Origin of the sequence: Pararhodospirillum oryzae (assembly GCF_007992075.1) — a bacterium.
Lineage (GTDB): Bacteria > Pseudomonadota > Alphaproteobacteria > Rhodospirillales > Rhodospirillaceae > Pararhodospirillum > Pararhodospirillum oryzae.
In genome coordinates, this window is the sequence record NZ_BJZO01000041.1 from 1 (window position 1) to 20,577 (window position 20,577).

Here is a 20,577-nt window from a genome sequence, read left to right on the forward strand (position 1 = left end):
TCATCAGTTCCGACCGTTGGTATGAAAGGGACTTGCGCATGGCGCAGCGCCGGGCAACCGGGATCCCGGCGCGGCCCTCGGCGTCCAGAACCGCCGTCAGCCAGGGCGGAATCTCCTCAGAATCCAAGGTGATGAACCCCAGGCGTTGATACAGGGGCTCGTTCCACGCAACGGCCCGAAAGGTGGTCAGGGTCAGGGCCTGGAGCCCCTGGCCCCGGGCCACCCGCCCGGCCGCTTCGATCAACTGGCGCCCGATTCCGCGCCCCTGCCACGCCCGATGCACCGCGATCTGCCAGAGATGCAGGGCGTCGCCCCGGTGCTCGCCGTTCAGAAATCCCACGACGCCATCGTCGGGCAGATCCGCGACCAGTGCCACGCCCGTGGCCATCAAGGCCCGGTGCTGGTCCTCGGATTGCACGGTGTCATCGGCGATCCATTCCAGCCCCGGCCACTCCCGGAAGATCTCGCCCGCGCTGCGCTCGATCGCCGGCAACAAGAACGCCTCCCCGGGGGTGGCGGGCCGGATCATGGTCCCTTTCATTATTCCTGTCCCTTTTGTTCGTTGCCCGGGCGAGAGGACGATCCGGGCGCCCCCGACGCCCACGCCCCTTCCTCCGTCAGCGCGCGAGAGTAACGAAAGCGGCCATGACCTTGCGCGGGCCGGCGGTATCGAAGGCAATGTCCAGGCGATCGCCCGAAACCTCGCGCACCGTGCCCAGGCCGAAGGATTCGTGCGACACGCGATCGCCGGCCTTGAAGGCGGAAGCCGGCGTTGGGCGGGTTGGGGGCGCCGACCAGCCCGGGGACGGGCGGCGGATCCCCCCCTCTCCGGACACCGTGCCGGGACCGCCCACGCGCCCCCAGCCGCCGGGTGCGTTGCTCAGCCCCTGCGCGCCCGAGCCCACGAGACCGCGCGCGGTATCGGTTTCCACCACCTCGGGCGGCAACTCGTCCAGGAAGCGGCTGGGCAGGCACGAACGCCAGTCGGCGAACACCCGGCGCGATCCGGCGAAGCTGATGAACACGCGGCGCCGGGCCCGGGTCAGGCCGACGTAGGCGAGGCGGCGTTCCTCCTCCAGGCCTTCCACGCCGTTTTCCTCCAGGGCGCGGCGGTGGGGGAACAGCTCCTCCTCCCAGCCGGGCAGGAAAACGGTGTCGAACTCCAGGCCCTTGGCGCCATGCAGGGTCATCAAGGTGAGGGCGTCCTCGGCGGCCCGGGCCTCGTTGTCCATCACCAGGCTGACGTGCTCCAGGAATCCGATCAGGCTGTCGAACTCCTTGAGCGCGCCCACCAGTTCCTTGAGGTTTTCCACCCGGCCCTCGGCGTCGGGAGCCTTGTCGGCCCGCCACATGTCCACGTAGCCGCTTTCATCCAGGATGGTGCCGCACAGGGCGGCCGGATCCAGGCCATCGGCCAGGGCCCGCCAGCGCGACAGGTCTTCCAGGAAGGCGCGCAAGGAGCGCCGGGCGGCCGGGCGCAGTTCGTCGGTTTCCACCACGCGGCGCGCGGCCTCGGGCAGGCTGATCCGCTCCAGGCGCGCGACGCGGTTGAGGATCTGGATCGTGGTGGGGCCCAGGCCCCGGCGCGGGGTGTTCACCACCCGCTCGAAGGCCAGGCTGTCGTCGGGCTGGGCGGCCAGGCGCAGGTAGGCGAGCGCGTCGCGGATTTCCTGGCGTTCGTAGAATCGCGGCCCGCCGATCACCCGGTAGGGGGTGCCGGAAACGATCAGCCGTTCCTCGAACTCGCGGGTCTGGAAGCCCACGCGCACCAGGATGGCCATGCTGTTGAGGGGCTCGCCCGCGCGCTGGAGGGCTTCCGCCTCCTCGACCACGCGGCGGGCTTCCTCGGCGCCGTCCCACACGCCCCACACGGTGATCGGGGCCCCGGGATCGCGGGTTTCGTCGGCGGCGCGCAGATCCTTGCCCATGCGGGCCTTGTTGTGCCCGATCAGGCCGGAGGCGGCGGCCAGGATGGTGGACGTGGAGCGGTAGTTGCGTTCCAGGCGGACCACGGTGGCGCCGGGGAAATCCTGCTCGAAGCGCAAGATGTTGCCCACCGCCGCGCCGCGCCAGGAATAAATCGACTGGTCGTCGTCGCCCACGCAGCAGAGGTTGCCGTGCGCCCGGGCCAGCAGGCGCAGCCACAGGTATTGGGCCACGTTGGTATCCTGGTATTCGTCCACCAGGATGTACTGGAACTGCCCGCCGACCTCGGCCAGCACGTCGGGATGCTTGGTGAACAAGGTCAGGCCGTGCAGCAGCAGATCGCCGAAATCAACCGCGTTCACCACCAAAAGCCGTTCTTGGTACTGGCGGTACAGGTCGGGCAGACGGCCGGCGGCGAAGTCGCGGCCCGGGGCGTCGGCCGGGAGGGCATCGAAGCAAAGTCCCCGGTCCTTCCAGCGCTGGATCAGGCTCATGGCCACGGCCGGCTGCCAGCGCTTGAGATCCAGGTTTTCCACTTCCATGATCTGCTTGAGCAGGCGGACCTGATCGTCGGTATCAAGAATGGTGAAGCCCGGGCGCAGGCCCACGCGCTCGCCATGGCGACGCAGCAAGCGAACCCCCAGGGCGTGGAAGGTGCCCAGCCACACCTGTTCGGCGTCGGGGCCGATCAGGGCGGCGGCGCGCTCGCGCATCTCGCGCGCGGCCTTGTTGGTGAAGGTCACGGCCAGGATCCGCCACGGGCGCACCGGGCGGGTGGCCAGGAGATAGGCCAACCGGCAGGTCAGCACCCGGGTTTTGCCCGTGCCGGCGCCCGACAACACCAGAACCGGGCCTTCGGTGGTGGTCACGGCCAGGCGTTGCTCGGGATTGAGGGCATCCAGCCAGGGCGGCAGAACCTCGGGAACGGGGCCGGGCTCGGGGTCGTCGAGGGAAAAGGGGTCGTCCATGGGATTATGTCTACTCTTGGTACAGAGAAAAACACACGCTCTCGCCGAAGGAGGCGCATGTCCCGGCTTGCGCGATCATGGGGGTAGGGTATCCTGCCGGCCGGCCTGCTGACCAGGGAGATACCGATGGCCCTTCCGGGCGACCCACCGCAGCATCCGGGACGCATCTTGAAGCATCAGTTCATGGATCCCCACCGCCTGGGGGTCAACCAGCTGGCGCGGGCGTTGCGGGTGCCCCCCAACCGTGTAAGCGCCATTCTGGCCGGCCAGCGCGCGATCACCGCCGACACCGCCTTGCGGCTGGGGCGCTTTTTCGCCACGTCGCCGCTTTTCTGGATGAACCTGCAAGCCCGCCATGACCTGGGGGTGGCGGTGCAGGTGATCGGCGAGGAACTGGAAACGCGGGTCAGTACCCTGGCCGAGCATCAGGTCCGGCCGCTGGACGACAGCCCGCCGGAAACCGACCCCGCCGAGGACGCCCCGGCGACGGCGTGAACGAGCCTTCGGCCATGGAGCCGGGAAGCGGGCGCGGCGCCGGCGCCCGCCATGCGCGGGCCCCCCGCGCCGGGAGCGGACGGCATGCCCGGCTTCAAGGGACGGCCCCGGCGCGGCGCAATTCCAGCTCCATTTGGGAAACCACCCGGTTACGCCCCTCGCCCTTGGCCATGTACAAGGCCTCGTCGGCGCGCTGGATGAATTGGCCGATGGCCTCGCCGATCACGTATTCGGACACGCCGATGGACAAGGTGATGCACCCCAGATCCTGATTGGTGCGCCGGTTGGTGACGCGCTTCGAAGCCACCTGCCGGCGGATGGTCTCGGCGGTGGCGACCGCGTCGCGCACCCGGATATTGGGCATCAGCACCGCGAACTCCTCGCCGCCGTAGCGCGTGGCGATCGACTCGGCATCGACGCCTTGCTGCAACAAGCGCGCGACCAGGCGCAGGACCTGATCGCCCATTTGATGACCGAAGGTGTCATTGAAGCGCTTGAAGTGATCGATATCGACCATCAGCAAGGACAGCCCGTTCAGATCGTCGCGGGCGGCGCGGTGGGTCAGATCGCGGATGGTCGCGTCGAAAACCCTGCGGTTGGCAATGCCGGTGAGGCCATCGGTCAGGGCCTCCAGACGAACGCGGTCAAGATCCTCGCGCAGCTTGCGCACCTCGTCGGAGGAACGGGCCAGTTCCTCGCCCAAGGCGCGGTTGGTGGCCAGCATGCGCTGGGTTTCATCCAGGACGGTGGCGATCAGGCGTTCGGCATGCTGGGGCTCGGCGCCCTGGACCTCGCCCGAGAACGACTCCAAGGTCCGGTTATAGGCCTCGGTTCCGGCGTGGGCGCTGGAGAACAAGGTGCGCATCTGCTCCAGCGTGACTTCCAGCTTCAATCCGGTGGAAGCGATCCCGTCGGTTTCTTCCTGGGCGGTGAAATATCGATTATACAGTTCCTCGCCCACTGTTTCGGTGAATGACGTTCCTTCCGAGAGAAGGGTATCCATCCGCCGCCGCAGATCGGGATAATGATCGAGAAAATAGCTATACCATATTGTATAATTGCGAGGATGCGGCGCGACCCCCATCTGCTCCATGCGGGCAAGCGCCTGGCTGGCAATGGATGCGGCCTGCCCGGGTGCTTCGGGATACTCCATGGTGAGGACTCCGCCGTGTTCCGCCCGCTTCCTGGCCATCCGTCATACCTTATTTCGCAGGGCCTGGAAACCCGAGGGGCCCGGCACCGGGCCCCTCGCGCAGGAAAGGGAAACCAGGAAACCACCCCCATGAAACGGCGACGGTATTCCTGAAATGTGAATAAAAGGCAAAATGTCGTGATGAATTCGCGGAAAGGAGGCCGCGTTGCCATGGGAACCGGAGCGTCGATCCGCCCAGGAGAGGGAGAAAAGGAAGCGCCCGCGAGGAACGCCGGATCAACGCGCCCTGGGGAAGACTCCGCCCCCTCCTCCCGATCGCGCGAGGCCCGCGCCCGGGGCTTTCGCAACGCCACCGCCCCGCTGCTCCGTCAGTTCAAGAACGCCTTGCGTCATGACCTGGGCGAAATCCTGGACCTCACCGTTTTGTATGGCTCGCGGGCCATGGGACACGAGGGCGAAGCGGTGTCGTGGGAAGTGGCGGTGCTGTTGACCGATGAACGCGACCCGGCCTTGATCCGGCGCTCGCTCACGCGGGCGGTGCGCCAAGCCACCTTGGGCACGCCGGCCCGCCTGGATGCCGTGGCTCTGACCCCGATGGGCCTCAAACGGGGGGGGCCGCTGCTGGAGCATCTCGCCCAGCACGGGATCCCGTTTTAGCGTGATCCGTTTTTGAACCGTCCCGGCTCCGGGCGGATCTTCCGAATACACTCATGCGAACACCCCCGTGCTTCCTTCAGCAAAGGACGCACGGGCGGGCTTGGCCCCAAGCCGGGCGTGGACATGCGCAAGGTCCCCAAGGCCTCCGCTGGCGGCCTCGCTCCCCTTCCACCTGACCACATCCCCGGCTTTTTCAATGACTGCTGATCGCCCCGTCGCGGGCGTTCAACGGAAGGCATCCGATCGGAAAACCCTCGGGGCTTAGTCGCCCTGATCCAGGCCCGATCCGCATTCCTCGTACAGACGATGGGCCCAGTCCATCAGGCCCAGCAGCTCGCGGTCCTCGGGCGTCTGGCCGCCCGCGGTGGTGCGTTCCACCATTTCCAGGAAGTCAAGCACCCCCACCGGGCAAGGAGCATGCCCCGAGAGAGCCGCCTGGCGCAGTTGCTCGGCCAAGCAACGAGAAGCATTGATGTAGTGTGCAAAATCGCCGCACTGCGCGGACTGATCGGCCGATGCATAGGCCCCGATCATCCGTGACAACAGCCATTGCACATGGCTGCCCGGGCCATTGCCGTCCATGGGAGTCCTCCACTGGTCTTTTGGTCCATCCGCAAGACTTTTTGATGTAGCCTTGCGAATACTTGGTGGCGTGTCGCGCCGGCACCCGTCCGGCTCGGATCCCTTACCAAAACTTTTAGACCGAGTCTTTGAACAGTTCCATGAAAATCGTCGGAAGACAGCCGCTTTGAAACCCTGAGGAGATAATACCGCGCCGCGCCATAGCCAGAGCGTGCATTAAGCGCGCGTTAAGCACGATTAATGAATCCCGGACGCCTTTGGCGCCCGGGTATGACGAAAAGACTCGAAACAGATTAGGTCAGAAGGCCAGACCTATATAACCCTGGCATAGACCCCCCGTAGACTTCCATCCAAAAGCTGTGTCGTCGCAAGAATTTTGTCGACTTCCTCTCCCTTGACCGACCCCCGGCGTTTCATTTCGAGAAAATCGGCCACCAGGCCGGCAATGGCCTTGGTGCCTTGCGGTTTTTGAAAAGCCCCTTCAAAAAAGGGCCGCCCCAATTCCTTTTTGTTCCAAAGCCCGTCCAGGATCCCCAAAATCTCGGCAAAGGACGGATTGCGCATGGGATCCGCCCCCTCGACGCCCAGGATCATCGGGTTGTTGACCGTCAGCCTCAGCGCTTCGGCCATCTCGGGGGTGAGATAGACCATGTACCGGGAGGCCAGGGTGTCGATCTGTTCGATCCGTTCGCTGCGCTCCAGCCCCTTGAGGCGCACGGTCGAGGCCACCACCCGGCCGATTACATCCAAAAGTTCCGATGATTTTTCCAGCAGCTCCTCGAAATGCACCCCCAGGAAATGAACGATGACCGCGATATCGGTTTCAAACCGACGTCCCTTCAGGCGCTGCTTGCCCTGTTTCACCCGTTCCTGGTTCACCCGGTCGGTGACGTCGCGGGTTTCCCACCCTCCGATCACCCGGACCTGGTCGGCCGACTTCAAGGCCGTCACATAGGCCCCCAGATCCCTGTATTGTTCAACAACGGTGAAGCATTCGGCGAGAGCGGCAAGAACATCCGCTTCCCATTCGGTGATCTGGATGAACTCGCGCCCCATGGCCTTGCGCAAGGAGTGCAGGGCATGCGGCTTCAGAAGGGCCAGGGCCTGCAACTGTTCGAGCGACACCCCCACCAGCACCTGGGCGAAACGCGGGCCCAGGGCTTCGCGGAACACCTCCAGGCGCAACGGGTCCAGCTCGGCCAGCACCCGCAGCTTGGGCAGGGTTTCAATCCCGCCCAGGACATCGCCGATTTTTTCCAGACCGCTTTCGTTGCCGGCGAACAGGTGGCGGGCGGTGATCGCCACCACGTTCTGCTCGATGTCGCGCATCGACAGGCCGCAGCAGGCGGTTTCCAGCCCGTTCTTGCCGAACTCGATCACGTCGCCCTCAAGGTCCCGCAGAACGAACATCCCGGCTTGCCAGGCGGCTTGAAACACCACCCAGCCCCGTTCCACGCATTCCGGACTGGTCAGGGCCTCGTCGGCGTTCAGCCCCTGCAACATCAGCGGCTGCCCCCCCATCACCCGCGCCTCGACCAGGGCAAGGCGTGGGAACAGGCGATGAAGCGCGCGCTCCAGGCGGCGGCGGCGCGCGTGCGGCAGCCATTCCCCAACCCGGCGGCCCATGCCGCGCAAGACACCGGGCAGGGCAACGATCACGTCCCCATCCCCCAGGCGCTCGCCGATAACGGTCCGAAAAGAGTCCATGCGTCCCCAGGTCCTGTTTTTGGAACCGCCAAGGCATACACCGGAACCTCGCCTTGGGGCGACCCCCCATTTTAGGTGAGGCCCCAAACATTACGTTTACGTCAACGGAAAGGTTGACGGGATTTCTCCCGCCCTCTACGCTGCCCTGGCCCCGGTGAAGGGGTCCGTGCGCCAACCGCCCGCCGCCCTGTCGGGGGCCAACCGGGGTGGACGCGCCGAGAGGGCCCCCGGCGGACGCGGGGCCGTTGTCGTCGAGGGAGGTTTCGTCGTGTTTGAGATACCGGGCTTGAATTTCGACCTGGGCGAGGCGGCCGGGATGCTGCGCGCCAGCGTGCGCGCGTTTGCCGCGGCCGAGATCGCGCCGCGCGCCGCCTTGATCGACCGGGAGAACACCTTTCCCCCCGATCTGTGGCCCAAGCTGGGTGCCTTGGGCCTGCTGGGCATCACGGTGGAGGAGGAGGACGGCGGCGCCGGCATGGGCTACCTGGAACACGTGGTGGCCATGCAGGAAATCAGCCGCGCCTCGGGCAGCGTGGGCCTGAGCTATGGCGCGCATTCCAATCTGTGCGTCAACCAGATCCGCCGCCACGCGACCCCCGAGCAGAAGCGCCGGTTCCTGCCCGGCCTGATCGAGGGCACCCGGGTGGGCGCCCTGGCCATGAGCGAGACCGGGGCGGGCTCCGACGTGGTGTCGATGCGCACCCGCGCCCGGCGCCAGGGCGACCGCTACATCCTGAACGGCACCAAGATGTGGATCACCAACGGCCCCACGGCGGACGTGGTCGTGGTCTACGCCAAGACCGATCCCGAGGCGGGTTCGCGGGGCATCACGGCTTTCGTGATCGAGCGGGGCATGAAGGGCTTTTCGTGCGCCCAGAAACTCGACAAACTGGGCATGCGGGGCTCGGACACCGGCGAACTGGTGTTCGAGGATGTCGAGGTCCCCGAGGAAAACGTCCTGGGGCAGGTCAACGGAGGGGTCCGCGTCCTCATGAGCGGCCTGGATTACGAACGCCTCGTTCTGGCCGGCGGCCCCCTGGGGCTGATGGAGGCCTGCCTTGACGTGGTCTTGCCCTATGTCCACGACCGCCAGCAGTTCGGCCAGCCCATTGGCACCTTCCAGCTGATGCAAGGCAAGCTGGCCGATCTCTACACCACCATGAACGCCTGCAAGGCCTATGTGTACACGGTGGCCCGCGCCTGCGACCGGGGCGAAACCACCCGCAAGGACGCCGCCGGCGCCATCTTGTACGCCGCCGAGAAGGCCACCTGGATGGCGCTTGAGACAATCCAGTGCCTGGGCGGCAATGGCTACATCAACGAATTCCCGGCCGGACGGCTGTTGCGCGACGCCAAGCTCTATGAAATCGGCGCCGGCACCAGCGAGATCCGGCGCATGCTGATCGGGCGGGAGCTGTTCTCCGAAACCGCCTGATCTCCCTTTCCCTTCTTGTCGCGAGCCCGGACCCCATCATGCCTCCCCCTTCCCCCGTGCCCGATCTCCTGGCCCGCCTGGAATCCCGTCACGATCTTCGTGTGATCCACGCCACGCTCACCGGCCCGGGGGCGTGGGGCGTGCCGGGCGCGCCCCTGGCCCCCCCCACCGTGGTGGCCTTGTTCACCCGCGCGCCCGACGCCTACCTGGGGCTGGCCGAGCCCCCCGACGTGCTCCATGGCGAGACGGACGAACCGGAGGCGCCCTCCCTGGTTGCCTGGGACGCGCGCCGGGCGGTCCGCTTGGCGCTGCGCTCCAACGCCCTGGTCTGGACATGGCTTTCCAGCCCGGCCCTTGATCCCGCCACCGGCCTGCCGGCCCCCGGCGCGCCGGCCGTCCAGGCCCTGATCGACGCCCTGGCGGGCAGCCTGTCGCACGGGACCGTGCTCGCCGACGCCCTGGCCGAGGCCAAGGAGGCGATGAACACCTTCCTGCCCGATCCCCCCCTCGCGGCCGCGCGGACCAAGTACGGGCTGGTCGTGCGCGCCTTGATGCGGACCCGCTGGCTGCTGGACCGGGGGACCTTGCCGCCCGCGTCGTGGGAGAGCTTGCGCGCCGGCCTCGCCTGGCCCGCCGAGGTCGCCGCCTGCCTCGACAGCCTGGAAGCCGATACCTTGACCCAGCGTCGCCTGCCCGTTCTCGATGCCTGGATCGATCAGGTCTTCGACGATGCCCGGGCGCGGGGCGCCAGCCTGCCCGACCGCCACCCGCCGCTGGCCCTGCTTGATCCCCTGTACCGTGCCCTGGTCGCGCCGCCGGGCCCGCCGGTCCCCCCCGCGCCGGCCTCCCCCCGCGACCGCGTTCTTGTGTCCACCCCGTAGGGAGTGCGTCATGCCCGCCTGCGCCGCCTCTTCTGATCCCATTGTCATTCTTTCCGCCCGCCGCACCCCCATGGGGGCCTTCCAGGGCGCTCTCTCCTCCGTCAAGGCCTCCACCTTGGGGGGAATCGCCCTCAAGGCCGCCCGCGAGGACGCGGGCGTGCCCCCGGAGCGCCTGGACGGCGTGCTGATGGGCTGCGTGCTGCCGGCGGGCCAAGGCCAGGCCCCCGCCCGCCAGGCGGCCCACGGGGCCGGCCTGCCGTGGTCGGTGCCGTGCACCACGCTCAACAAGATGTGCGGCTCGGGCATGGCCACCTTGATGGCCGCCCACGACAGCCTCGCGGCCGGCACCGCCCAGGTTCTGGCCGCCGGCGGCATGGAAAGCATGTCGAACGCGCCGCACCTGCTGCCCCATGCCCGGGGGGGCTTGCGCATGGGCAACGCCCGCCTGCTCGATCACATGTTCCTGGACGGGCTGGAGGATGCCTTTGATCCCGGCCGCCTGATGGGCACCTTCGCCGAGGACACCGCCCAGGCCCTGGGCTTTTCGCGCGCCGAGCAGGACGCCTTCGCGCGCGCCTCGCTGGAGCGGGCCCGCCAGGCCCAGGCCAACGGCGACTTCGCGGCCGAAATCGTGCCCGTGGATGTCCCCGGACGCATGAGCACCACCCGGGTCGAGATCGACGAGGCCCCGGGCAAGGCCGATCCCGCGCGCATTCCCCACCTGAAGCCGGCGTTTCGCGAGGGCGGCACCGTGACCGCCGCCAACAGTTCCTCGATTTCCGACGGCGCCGCCGCCCTGGTCCTGACCCGGGCCTCGATCGCCGAGCGCGAGGGCTGGCGCCCGCTGGCGCGCATCCGCGCCCAGGCCGTCCATGCCCAGGAACCCGCCTGGTTCACCACCGCCCCCATCGGCGCCTGCCAGGCCGTGCTCGACAAGGCGGGCTGGACGGTGGCCGACGTTGACCGCTGGGAAATCAACGAAGCCTTCGCGGTTGTCACCCTGGCCGCGATGCGGGCTCTGGACCTGGACCCCGAACGGGTGAACAGTCGCGGGGGGGCGTGTGCGCTGGGCCACCCGATCGGCGCCTCGGGGGCGCGCATCGTGGTGACCTTGATCCACACGCTTCGGGCCCTGGGCGGGCGGCGCGGCGTGGCGACGTTGTGCATCGGCGGTGGCGAGGCCACCGCCCTTGCCATCGAGCTTGTGGAGTAGCGCGCTCGCGTGCCCGGGTTTCGTGGCCGCCCCCCTTCCGGCCGGGCCTCCCCCGGCCGGAACCGACCGACCCGCGCGACAAGCAAGGAGTTTCCCATGTCCACCGTTCTGATCACCGGCGCCAATCGCGGCCTGGGCCTGGAATTCGCCCGCCAGTACAAAGCCTCGGGCTGGGAGGTGATCGCCGCGTGCCGCGATCCCGTGGGCGCCGACGCCCTGGGCGCCCTGGGGGTCGAGGAACTGGCCCTCGACGTGGGCGAACCCGCCGCCATCGGCGCCTTTGGCGCGCGCCTGGCCGGGCGCGCCCTCGACCTGTTCATCTGCAACGCCGGCGTCTACGGCGGCAAGGAAGGCCAGCAGGTCCTGGGCCAGGTCGATGTCGCCGCCTGGGAGCACACCTTTCGCATCAATGCCATTGCCCCCTTGAAGCTCACCGAGGCCCTGTTGCCCTCGCTCAAGGCGGCGAAGGGAGCCAGGGCGGTGTATGTGTCGTCGCTCATGGCCTCGATGGCCGAGAATACCTCGGGGGGCGAGTACATCTACCGCTCCTCCAAGGCGGCGCTAAACGCCGTGATCAAAAGCCTGAGCATTGATCTGGCACCGCTTGGCATCACCGTGGCCGCGCTGCATCCGGGCTGGGTGCGCACCGACATGGGCGGCCCCAACGGCATGATCGACGCCCCGGAATCGATCACCGGCCTGCGCCGGGTCATCGAGGCCCTGACCCCGGCCGACAGCGGGCGCTTCCTGGCCTACAACGGCCAGGAAATCCCCTGGTAATCTCCCAGCCCTGGCCGGAGCCCGCCCATGCCGGAACCGTTGACCTTCTATTTCGACTTCACCAGCCCCTACAGCTGGATCGCCGCCGAGCGGATCACCATGATCGCGGCGCGCCATGCCCGGGAAGTGCGCTGGCGGGCCATCCTGGTGGGGCCCCTGATGCGAGAAAGCGGCAACGAACCCTTGCTGCACCAGCCCCTCAAGGGCGCCTACTTCCGCCGCGACATCGCGCGCTGTTTTCGCCTCCATGGCCTGGAAGGCCGTTTGCCCGCCGTTTTTCCCGTGCTGACCACGGCGGCCGCGCGCACCTTTCACTGGGTGCGCGCCCAGGGCCGCGAGCCGGCCCAGGCCTTTGCCCTGGCGGTGTTCCGCGCCTACTTCCGCGAGGGGCGCGACATCGCCGACCCGGCCGAGATCGCGGCCCTCGCGGCCACGCTGGGCCATGATCCCGACGAGGTCCTGGCCGTGACCCGCGATCCCACCTGGAAATCCCGCCTGATCGACGAAGTCGAGCGCGCCCGCAAGGATGGGGTGTGCGGGGTGCCTTATGTCCTGGTCGATGGCGAACCCTTCTGGGGCGCCGATCGCCTGGACATGCTTGAGGCGTGGCTGAGCCGGGGCGGCTGGTAGCGTCTTCTCCCTGGCCGGTCCGGGGGGATCCTTCCCGGACCGGCTCCCGGGCCCGGAAAGCCGCGAATAACGGCTATTGCGTACCATAAAAAATAAAAAACACCGACACGAACGCCCGTCCCCCGCGCGAGACGGGATCAGGCAGGGAAGGAAAACGTCCGTGAGCGTGATCAAAAGCGCCCTTAACCCGCGCTCCGAGGACTTCAAGGCCAACCGCGCCCGCATGGAAGGCCTGGTGGCCGACCTGCGGACCCAGGTGGTCCACATCAAGCAAGGAGGCGGCGAGCGCGCCCGGGAACGCCATCTGGCCCGGGGCAAGATGCTGCCCCGCGACCGGGTGCGCGGCCTTCTCGACGTGGGCTCGCCGTTCCTGGAGTTCAGCCAGTTCGCCGCCTGGGGGGTGTACGACGATCCGGTGGCGGCGGCCGGCATCATCACCGGCATTGGCCGCATCGAGGGGGTGGAATGCGTGATCGTGGCCAACGATGCCACGGTCAAGGGCGGGTCCTATTACCCGCTCACGGTCAAGAAGCACCTGCGCGCCCAGGAAATCGCGCGCGAAAACAATCTGCCGTGCGTTTACCTGGTGGAATCCGGGGGCGCCTTCCTGCCCCGCCAGGACGAGGTTTTCCCCGATCGCGACAACTTCGGACGCATTTTCTACAACCAGGCCACCCTGAGCGCGGCCGGGATTCCCCAGATCGCGGTGGTGATGGGCAGTTGCACGGCCGGAGGCGCCTACGTGCCGGCCATGGCCGACGAAAGCATCATCGTGCGCGGCCAGGGCACGATCTTCCTGGGCGGCCCCCCCCTGGTCAAGGCGGCGACCGGCGAGGTGGTCAGCGCCGAGGAACTGGGGGGCGCCGATGTCCATTGCCGGATCTCGGGCGTGACCGACCATTACGCCCAGGACGACCGCCACGCCCTGGCGCTGGCGCGCCGGGTGGTTGCCGGGCTCAACCGAGTCAAGCGGGTGAGCCTGGATGTCCGGGCGCCCGAGGATCCCCTCTACGACCCGGCCGAGGTCTATGGCATCCTCCCCGCCGACCCCCGCAAGCCCTACGACGTGCGCGAGATCATTGCCCGCCTGGTCGATGGCTCGCGCCTGGACGAGTTCCGCGCCCTCTATGGCCCCACCCTGGTGTGCGGCTTCGCGCGCCTGTTCGGCTACCCCGTGGGCATCGTCGCCAACAACGGCATCTTGTTCGGTGAAAGCGCGCAGAAGGGGGCGCATTTCGTGCAGGTGTGCGCCCAGCGGGGCATTCCTTTGATCTTCCTGCAAAACATCAGCGGCTTCATGGTCGGACGCAAGGTCGAGGCGGGGGGCATCGCCAAGGACGGCGCCAAGATGGTCACCGCCGTGGCCTGCGCGCGGGTGCCGCGCCTGACCATGATCATTGGCGGGTCCTACGGGGCGGGCAACTACGCCATGTGCGGGCGCGCCTACAATCCCCGCTTCCTGTGGACCTGGCCCAACAGCCGGATCTCGGTCATGGGCGGCGAGCAGGCGGCCAACGTGCTGGCCCAGGTGCGCCGCGACGCCCTGGAAGCGCAGGGCCAGACCTGGCCCCCCGAGGACGAGGAAGCCTTCAAAACCCCGATTCGCGCCCAGTACGAAACCCAAGGCCACCCCTACTATGCCAGCGCCCGGCTGTGGGATGACGGCATCGTGGACCCGGCCGACGCCCGCATGACCCTGGCGTTATCCTTGTCGGCGGCGCTCAATGCCCCCATCGAGCCCTCGCCCTTTGGCGTGTTTCGCATGTGATCCGAACCAGGAGCCCCGCCATGTCCCCGTTGCTGGAAGACCGCGATAGCCCGCAGGTCGTGCGTCTGACCTTGAACCGCCCCCAGGTTCACAACGCCTTCGACGAAACCCTGATCGCCGCCCTGATCGAGGCGCTGGAGCGCCTGGGCGCCGATGATCACGTCCGGGTCATCGTGCTGACCGGCACCCCCGGGACGTTTTGCGTCGGCGCCGATCTGGAGTGGATGCGCCGTCTGGCCGCCTGCGGTCCCGAGGAAAACGAAGCCGACGCCCACGGGCTCGCCCGCCTGATGGCCACCTTGGACCAGTGCCCCAAGCCCACCGTGGCCGTGGTCGATGGCCCGGCCTTCGGAGGCGGGGTCGGGCTGGTCGCGGCCTGCGACATTGCCCTGGCCAGCACCGAGGCCCTGTTTTGCCTGTCCGAGGTGCGCCTGGGGCTGATTCCGGCGGTGATTGCCCCTTACGTCGCGCGCGCGATCGGAACCCGGGCCTGCCGGCGTTTGTTCCTGACCGGCGAGCGCTTCGACGCCGCCGAGGCCCAGGCCCTGGGGCTGGTCAGCACCGTGGTCTCGCCCGCCACCCTGGACGACGCCCTGTCCCTCGTGACGCGCGACCTGCACCGGGGTGCCCCCCAGGCCCAGGCGGCGGCCAAGGATCTGTTGCGCCTGGTTGACGCCTTGCCCCCCGACGACGAGGCCCTGCACGCCGAAACCGCCCGGCGCATTGCCACGCGCCGCGCCAGTGCCGAGGGCCGCGAAGGCATCGGGGCTTTCCTGGACAAGCGCCCGCCCGCCTGGACCATCCCCTCCGCGTAGGGGCCCCTCCGCCTAGGGGCCCCTCCGGGAGGGCGCCCGCGACCAGAAAAAGAAAAGACATCCCCAGGGAGGGACCGTTCATGTTCACCAAGATCCTGATCGCGAACCGGGGCGAGATCGCGTGTCGCATCGCGCGCACGGCGCGCCGGCTGGGCGTGCGCACCGTGGCCGTGTTTTCCGACGCCGACGCCCAGGCCCGCCACGTCAGCCTGTGCGACGAGGCGGTGCGCCTGGGGCCCGCGCCCCCGGCCGAAAGCTACCTGCGCATTCCCCGCCTGATCGAGGCGGCCCAGGCCACGGGGGCCCAGGCCATCCACCCCGGCTATGGCTTCCTGTCGGAAAACGCCGCCTTCGCCGAGGCCTGCCAGGCGGCCGGGATCACCTTCATCGGCCCGCCCGTGCCCGCCATCCGGGTCATGGGTTCCAAGGCCGAGTCGAAGGCCCTGATGGCCCGGGCCGGGGTGCCCCTGATCCCCGGCTTCCACGCCGAGGAGGCCTCCGACGCCCGGCTGACCCAGGCCGCGCGCGAGATCGGGTTTCCGGTGCTGATCAAGGCCAGTGCCGGCGGCGGTGGCAAGGGCATGCGGGTGGTGGACGACGAAGCCGGCTTCGGCCCCGCCCTGGCCGCCGCCCGGCGCGAGGCCCGGGCCGCCTTTGGCGACGACCGGATCTTGCTGGAAAAATACCTCGATCACCCGCGCCACGTGGAAGTCCAGGTCTTCGCCGATCGCCTTGGCACCACCGTGACCCTGTTCGACCGGGATTGCTCGATCCAGCGCCGCCATCAGAAGGTGATCGAGGAAGCCCCGGCCCCGGGCCTCGCCGCCCCCTTGCGCGCCGGCCTGGCCGAGGCCGCCATCGCCGCCGCCCGCGCCGTGGCCTACGAGGGCGCGGGCACGGTCGAGTTCCTGGTCCAGGACGACGCCTTCTACTTCATCGAAATGAACACCCGCCTTCAGGTGGAACACCCGGTCACGGAAATGATCACCGGCCTGGATCTGGTCGAATGGCAGCTGCGGGTGGCGGCGGGCGAACCGCTCCCCAAGGGGGCCGACGCGATCACCGCCCAGGGCCATGCCTTCGAGGCCCGCCTGTGCGCCGAGGATCCGGCCCGCGACTTCGCGCCCTCCACCGGCAAGATCCGCCACCTGCGTCCGCCCGCGACCGGCCCGCACGTGCGCCTGGATACCGGCATCGTCGAGGGCGACCGGGTGTCGGTTCACTACGATCCCCTGCTCGCCAAGCTGATCGTGTGGGACGTGGATCGCGACGCCGCCTTGCGCCGCCTGCGCGGGGCCCTGACCGAGGTGCAGGTGGCCGGCATCGCCACCAACATCGAATTCCTGGGCGCGGTGGCGGCCCATCCCGCCTTTGCCGCCGGGGCCCTGTCCACCCGCTTCATCGAAACCCACGCCAGCGCCCTGTTCCCCGCGCCCCGCCCCGCCGACCCGGAAACCCTGACCCTGGCCGCCTTGTTCGTGCTGCTCAAGGAACAGCGGCTGACGGCGGAGCGGGCCCGGGCCTCGCACGATCCCTATTCGCCCTGGCACCGGGCCGATGGCTGGCGCCTGAACGACGACAACCAGTACACCCTCGATCTGCGCGACGGGGCCGAACTGGTGCGCCTGATCGTGCACTATCGCCCGGGGCGCTTTGAAATCGCCCTGCCCTCGGGCCGGGTGCTGACCGCGCTCGGCACCCTGGGCGACCACGGCGAGCTGGTGGCCGAGATCGACGGCCTGGCCCGGCGCGCCACGGTGGTGCGCCTGGGCGACGACCTGGTGGTGCTTTCGGGCGGCCATCAGCACGTCCTGGGCCTGCCCAAGGCCGCCGAGGAAGCCACGGCCGACGTGGGCGGCAGTCTCAACGCCCCCATGCCCGGGCGCGTGGTCCAGGTCCTGGTCGCCCCCGGCGAGGCCGTGGAGCGCGGCCAGCCCCTGATCGTGATGGAAGCCATGAAAATGGAAACCACCATCGCCGCGCCCTACGCCGGCATCGTCGCCCAGGTGTTTCCGGCGGTGGGCGAGCAGGTCGAGGACGGCAGTGCCCTGATCGCCCTGGAGGACGCCCCATGACCGGATCGTTCACGCCCGACCTCCCGCCCCTGTGCGCCCCCGACCCCGAGCCCATGCCGTCCTTCCCGCTGGCCCCGGTTGGGTTGCCCGGAATCTCCCCGGCCGTGCATCTGGTCGAGGTTGGCCCCCGCGACGGCCTGCAAAACGAGGCCGTCTCGGTCAGCGTTACCGAGCGCGTTGCCCTGATCGAATCCCTGGCCGACGCCGGCCTGACCGAGATCGAGGCCGGCGCCTTTGTCTCGCCCACCTGGGTGCCGCAAATGGCCAACACCGACCGGGTCCTGGCCGCGCTCGCCCCCCGCCCGGGCGTGCGCACCCCGGTTCTGGTGCCCAACAAAAAAGGCCTGGACGCTGCCCTGGACGCCGCGAACCTCACCGACATCGCCGTGTTCGCGGCCGCGTCGGAAACCTTTTCGCGGCGCAACATCAACTGCTCGATCGACGACAGCCTGACCCGCCTGGCCGAGGTTGCCCGCGAGGCCCGGGCGCGGGGCCTGCGGGTGCGCGGCTATGTGTCGTGCGTGCTGGGCTGCCCCTACGAGGGCGCCGTGCCAGCGGGCGCCGTGGTAAGGGTTGCCGAAGCCCTGTGGGCCATGGGGTGCGCCGAGATCTCGCTGGGCGATACCATCGGCGTGGGCACGCCGGGGCAAGCGGTCGCCCTGGTCGAGACCGTGGCCGCCTCGCTGCCGCGCGAGGCCCTGGCCGCCCATTTCCACGACACCTATGGCCAGGCCCTGGCCAACCTGCTCGCGGTGCTGGAACGGGGCGTGCGGACCGTGGACAGCTCCGTGGCCGGCCTCGGCGGCTGCCCCTACGCCACCGGCGCCAGCGGCAACGTCGCCACCGAGGACGTGGTCTACATGCTTGAAGGCCTGGGGGTGGCCACGGGGGTTGACCTGGATGCCCTGTGTCGCGCCGGCGAGACCATCGGCGCCGTGCTGGGGCGCCCGCTGCCCTCCCGCGTCGGGCGCGCGCGGGCCGGCCGGCGGGCCTGAGCCCTTCCCTCCCCCAAGGGTGGAACGGCGCCTTGCCTGAGGCGGTCCGCTCCCAGCGTGGTTCACTTCATCCGAAGAACGTTGGTCTGCCCGAAAAAAATAATCCCCGGGCGCCTTGTTCAACGATCGATCCCCATGCTACTTGCCCCGGCGTGCGGGGAAGGAGTCCCATGGCGATCAAAAGAGCCGTACAATGGGACCGGCGGGCGAAGCATCGCAGCGAGACAAAACGGCGGGCCCCCAAGGGGGCTCGGTCGTTTCAACGGATGGCTCATGGATTCTGTCGAGTGTCGGCGCCTGAAGATTCTCGTCATCGACGACGAGCCGCTCATCCGCACGACGCTGCGCCGGCAGCTCGGCATGATCGGCTTGCCGCAATCCAACATCTTTGAAAGCGCCAACGCCGCCGAAGGCTTCCTTGAAACCGTCCAGCACCGCCCCGACGTGGTGTTTTGCGACATTCACATGCCGATGGTGGATGGCTTCCACTACCTCAAGCAGGTCCGCAAGTCCGCCGACGCCACGCTGGCCGCGACCCCGGTGATCATGCTCACCGGCGATGCCTCGGAATCCTCGGTTCTCACCGCCCGGTCCTTGTCGGTCAACGCCTACCTGGTCAAGCCGGTATCGACCAAGATCTTGCAACAGTCGATCGAGCGCACCTTGAAGGCCACGCTCATCCCCATGCACCGCTCGTGACAAGGCTTCCCGTCATCCGGGCGCCCAGGCAATCAGGGTGATGACCTCGAAGGTCGCCACCACCCGGCCCTCGGGCGTGGCGTGGCGGGCGTTGTACAGCTCCAGCGCCCGGGCCAGGGTTTCGCGGCGCAGGGGCACGCGACGCCGCGCCGCCACCGCGTTGCTTTCCCCCATGCCGCGCAGGTCGGCGAGCAGGCGCACGGGCTCGGCGTAGTGCACGGGAATGGCCTCGGCGTCCACGGTGGGCAGCGCGAAGCCCGCGCGCACCAGCAAGTCGCCCACGTCGCGCACGGCGGCCAGCGGACTGCACCGGGGCGACACCCCGCCTTCCACGGCCAGTTCGGCCTCGGCGAGGCACGCGCGCAGTTCCACCAGGGTTTCGCCCCCCAGCAGGCTGGCCAGCAGCACGCCCCCGGGGCGCAAGGCGCGCCGCAGTTGCACCAGCACCCCGGGCAGATCGTTGACCCAATGGAGGCTGAGGGCTGAGAGCACCAGATCCAGGCTGGCCGGGCGCAGCGGCAACCATTCCTCGTCGGCCACGAAGGTGGGCACGTCGGGGAGAGCCCGGGCCGCGCGCCGGGCCAGGGCGGGGGCCAGATCGGCCTGCACCAGGGTCTCGATGCCCTTGCGCGCGCGCAGGCCGGTCCGCTCCAGGGCCTGGCCCACCGCGCCCGCGTGGCAGCCCAGATCCAGGGCCACCGGGAACGGGCGCACGATATCGTCCAGCCGCTCGACCAGCCGTTCGGCCGCTTCCACGAACAAAAAGTCGTGGGCGTCGAAGGCCGGCGCGGCGCGCTCGCGATGGCGGCGCACCAGCGCGCGGTCGAAGACGCTCATGGGATCGGAGGGAGAAGACAAGGAACAGGCCGTGCTGGTCACCGGAACCCCCGGGCAATGGGCGAAGGATGGAGGGCATGATAAACTGCCCCGTCCGTTTCTGTCACCGTGGCCCCTCTCCATGCCCCTTGCCCCCTGGCTCGCGCGCCGTGGCGCCGCCCTGGCTTCGCCCCTGGCCGCCCTTGGCCGGCGGGGGCAGGCACTGGCGCGCGCCGGCCTTGATTTCCTGCTGCCGCCGCGCTGCCTTGCCTGCGGGGCCGTGGTGCTGGACACGGGCGCGGTGTGCCCCGAGTGCTTCGCTCGCCTGACCTTCATCACCGAGCCCGTGTGCGCGAGGTGTGGCCTGCCCCTGCCCGATCCGCCCCAGCCCGGGGTATTGCTGTGCTGCGGGGCCTGCCTGCGCCGCGCCCCGGCCTTTGACCAGGCCCGCGCCGTCCTGGTTTACGATGATGGCTCGGCCCCCTTGATCTTGCGCCTGAAAAACGGCGACCGCCCCGAAAGCGTGCCCGCGCTTGGCCGCTGGATGGCCCGGGCCGGGCGTTCCCTCCTGGAGCCCGGGGCCGTGCTGGTTCCCGTGCCCTTGCACTGGACCCGCCTGTTCAGGCGCCGCTACAACCAGTCCGCCCTGCTGGCCTTCGCCCTTGGCCGGGCCAGCGGCCTTGAGGTGCGCCCGCGCGCGCTGATCCGCGTGCGCGCCACGCCCCCGCAAGGACTGCGCCCCCCGGGCGGCCGATACGCCAACGTGCGCGGCGCCTTTCGGGTGCGCGTGCCCGACCACGTGGCGGAGCGGACCATCGTGCTGGTGGATGACGTGCTCACCACCGGCGCCACTACCGAGGCCTGCGCCCGCGTCCTGCGCGAGGCCGGCGCGACCCGGATCGTGGTCCTGACCCTGGCCCGGGTTCCCCTGCAACACTGACCCGGGCCCCGCCCCCTGGGAACCCCCTGGCGTGATCGCACC

19 protein-coding genes are annotated in these 20,577 nt (G+C 69.0%); 13 read left to right on the plus strand and 6 right to left on the minus strand.

The annotated features are described in order from the left end of the window. The coding region (locus tag ROR02_RS08555; RefSeq protein WP_147163607.1) for a GNAT family N-acetyltransferase at positions 1–529 on the minus strand (529 nt) is incomplete at its 3' end. An 88-nt stretch (positions 530–617) separates the two neighbouring features. Beyond that, a complete protein-coding gene (locus tag ROR02_RS08560) occupies positions 618–2,894 on the minus strand; it encodes an ATP-dependent helicase (RefSeq protein WP_147163608.1) in 2,277 nt (758 codons plus the stop codon). A 126-nt stretch (positions 2,895–3,020) separates the two neighbouring features. Here ROR02_RS08560 and ROR02_RS08565 point away from each other — a divergent pair, with 126 nt between their 5' ends. After that, on the plus strand, positions 3,021–3,389 hold the full coding sequence (locus ROR02_RS08565; RefSeq protein WP_147163609.1) for a HigA family addiction module antitoxin: 369 nt from the start codon (positions 3,021–3,023) through the stop codon (positions 3,387–3,389). A gap of 94 nt (positions 3,390–3,483) precedes the next feature. Here ROR02_RS08565 and ROR02_RS08570 read toward each other — a convergent pair whose 3' ends face one another. Beyond that, on the minus strand, positions 3,484–4,542 hold the full coding sequence (locus tag ROR02_RS08570) for a GGDEF domain-containing protein (protein WP_170245036.1): 1,059 nt from the start codon (positions 4,540–4,542) through the stop codon (positions 3,484–3,486). Between the two features lie 210 nt (positions 4,543–4,752). Between ROR02_RS08570 and ROR02_RS08575 the strand changes: the two genes are divergently transcribed. Then, positions 4,753–5,199: a hypothetical protein gene (locus ROR02_RS08575; protein ID WP_147163611.1), complete on the plus strand. Its 447-nt coding sequence runs from the start codon at positions 4,753–4,755 to the stop codon at positions 5,197–5,199. Positions 5,200–5,460: 261 nt separating this feature from the next. Here the strand turns inward: ROR02_RS08575 and ROR02_RS08580 are convergent, their stop codons facing one another. After that, complete coding sequence (locus ROR02_RS08580) at positions 5,461–5,781, minus strand: hypothetical protein (protein ID WP_147163612.1); 321 nt, start codon at positions 5,779–5,781, stop codon at positions 5,461–5,463. A 312-nt stretch (positions 5,782–6,093) separates the two neighbouring features. Further along, positions 6,094–7,488, minus strand: coding sequence for a hypothetical protein (locus ROR02_RS08585; protein WP_147163613.1), 1,395 nt, complete (start codon positions 7,486–7,488; stop codon positions 6,094–6,096). Between the two features lie 316 nt (positions 7,489–7,804). Here ROR02_RS08585 and ROR02_RS08590 point away from each other — a divergent pair, with 316 nt between their 5' ends. The 10 genes from ROR02_RS08590 (at position 7,805) to ROR02_RS08635 (ending at position 18,779) form a co-directional block, all read left to right on the plus strand. After that, positions 7,805–8,923 (plus strand): isovaleryl-CoA dehydrogenase, encoded by a 1,119-nt coding sequence (locus ROR02_RS08590; protein WP_147163636.1) that lies wholly within the window; start codon positions 7,805–7,807, stop codon positions 8,921–8,923. Between the two features lie 38 nt (positions 8,924–8,961). After that, complete coding sequence (locus ROR02_RS08595; RefSeq protein WP_147163614.1) at positions 8,962–9,804, plus strand: DNA polymerase beta superfamily protein; 843 nt, start codon at positions 8,962–8,964, stop codon at positions 9,802–9,804. Positions 9,805–9,814: 10 nt separating this feature from the next. Continuing rightward, positions 9,815–11,017: a thiolase family protein gene (locus ROR02_RS08600; protein ID WP_147163615.1), complete on the plus strand. Its 1,203-nt coding sequence runs from the start codon at positions 9,815–9,817 to the stop codon at positions 11,015–11,017. A 96-nt stretch (positions 11,018–11,113) separates the two neighbouring features. After that, positions 11,114–11,797, plus strand: a complete 684-nt coding sequence (locus tag ROR02_RS08605; protein ID WP_147163616.1) for an SDR family oxidoreductase — start codon at positions 11,114–11,116, stop codon at positions 11,795–11,797. A 27-nt stretch (positions 11,798–11,824) separates the two neighbouring features. Further along, positions 11,825–12,427 carry a 2-hydroxychromene-2-carboxylate isomerase gene (locus tag ROR02_RS08610; protein ID WP_147163617.1) on the plus strand — a complete coding sequence of 201 codons (603 nt, stop codon included), beginning with the start codon at positions 11,825–11,827 and terminating at the stop codon, positions 12,425–12,427. 160 nt (positions 12,428–12,587) lie between these two features. Continuing rightward, positions 12,588–14,195 carry a carboxyl transferase domain-containing protein gene (locus tag ROR02_RS08615; RefSeq protein ID WP_147163618.1) on the plus strand — a complete coding sequence of 536 codons (1,608 nt, stop codon included), beginning with the start codon at positions 12,588–12,590 and terminating at the stop codon, positions 14,193–14,195. Between the two features lie 20 nt (positions 14,196–14,215). Continuing rightward, the gene (locus tag ROR02_RS08620; protein WP_147163619.1) at positions 14,216–15,010 is read left to right on the plus strand and encodes an enoyl-CoA hydratase-related protein; all 795 of its coding nucleotides are present in this window, start codon (positions 14,216–14,218) and stop codon (positions 15,008–15,010) included. Positions 15,011–15,090: 80 nt separating this feature from the next. Next, positions 15,091–17,085, plus strand: coding sequence for an acetyl/propionyl/methylcrotonyl-CoA carboxylase subunit alpha (locus tag ROR02_RS08625; RefSeq protein WP_147163620.1), 1,995 nt, complete (start codon positions 15,091–15,093; stop codon positions 17,083–17,085). 53 nt (positions 17,086–17,138) lie between these two features. Then, complete coding sequence (locus ROR02_RS08630) at positions 17,139–18,080, plus strand: hydroxymethylglutaryl-CoA lyase (protein WP_147163637.1); 942 nt, start codon at positions 17,139–17,141, stop codon at positions 18,078–18,080. 273 nt (positions 18,081–18,353) lie between these two features. Then, positions 18,354–18,779, plus strand: coding sequence for a response regulator (locus ROR02_RS08635; RefSeq protein ID WP_170245037.1), 426 nt, complete (start codon positions 18,354–18,356; stop codon positions 18,777–18,779). A gap of 12 nt (positions 18,780–18,791) precedes the next feature. Here the strand turns inward: ROR02_RS08635 and ROR02_RS08640 are convergent, their stop codons facing one another. Continuing rightward, positions 18,792–19,658 carry a methyltransferase domain-containing protein gene (locus ROR02_RS08640; protein WP_307725148.1) on the minus strand — a complete coding sequence of 289 codons (867 nt, stop codon included), beginning with the start codon at positions 19,656–19,658 and terminating at the stop codon, positions 18,792–18,794. A 79-nt stretch (positions 19,659–19,737) separates the two neighbouring features. On the opposite strand from ROR02_RS08640, the gene ROR02_RS08645 reads away from it, so the two are divergent. Further along, positions 19,738–20,535 carry a ComF family protein gene (locus tag ROR02_RS08645; RefSeq protein ID WP_246135469.1) on the plus strand — a complete coding sequence of 266 codons (798 nt, stop codon included), beginning with the start codon at positions 19,738–19,740 and terminating at the stop codon, positions 20,533–20,535. Positions 20,536–20,577: the final 42 nt, after the last annotated feature.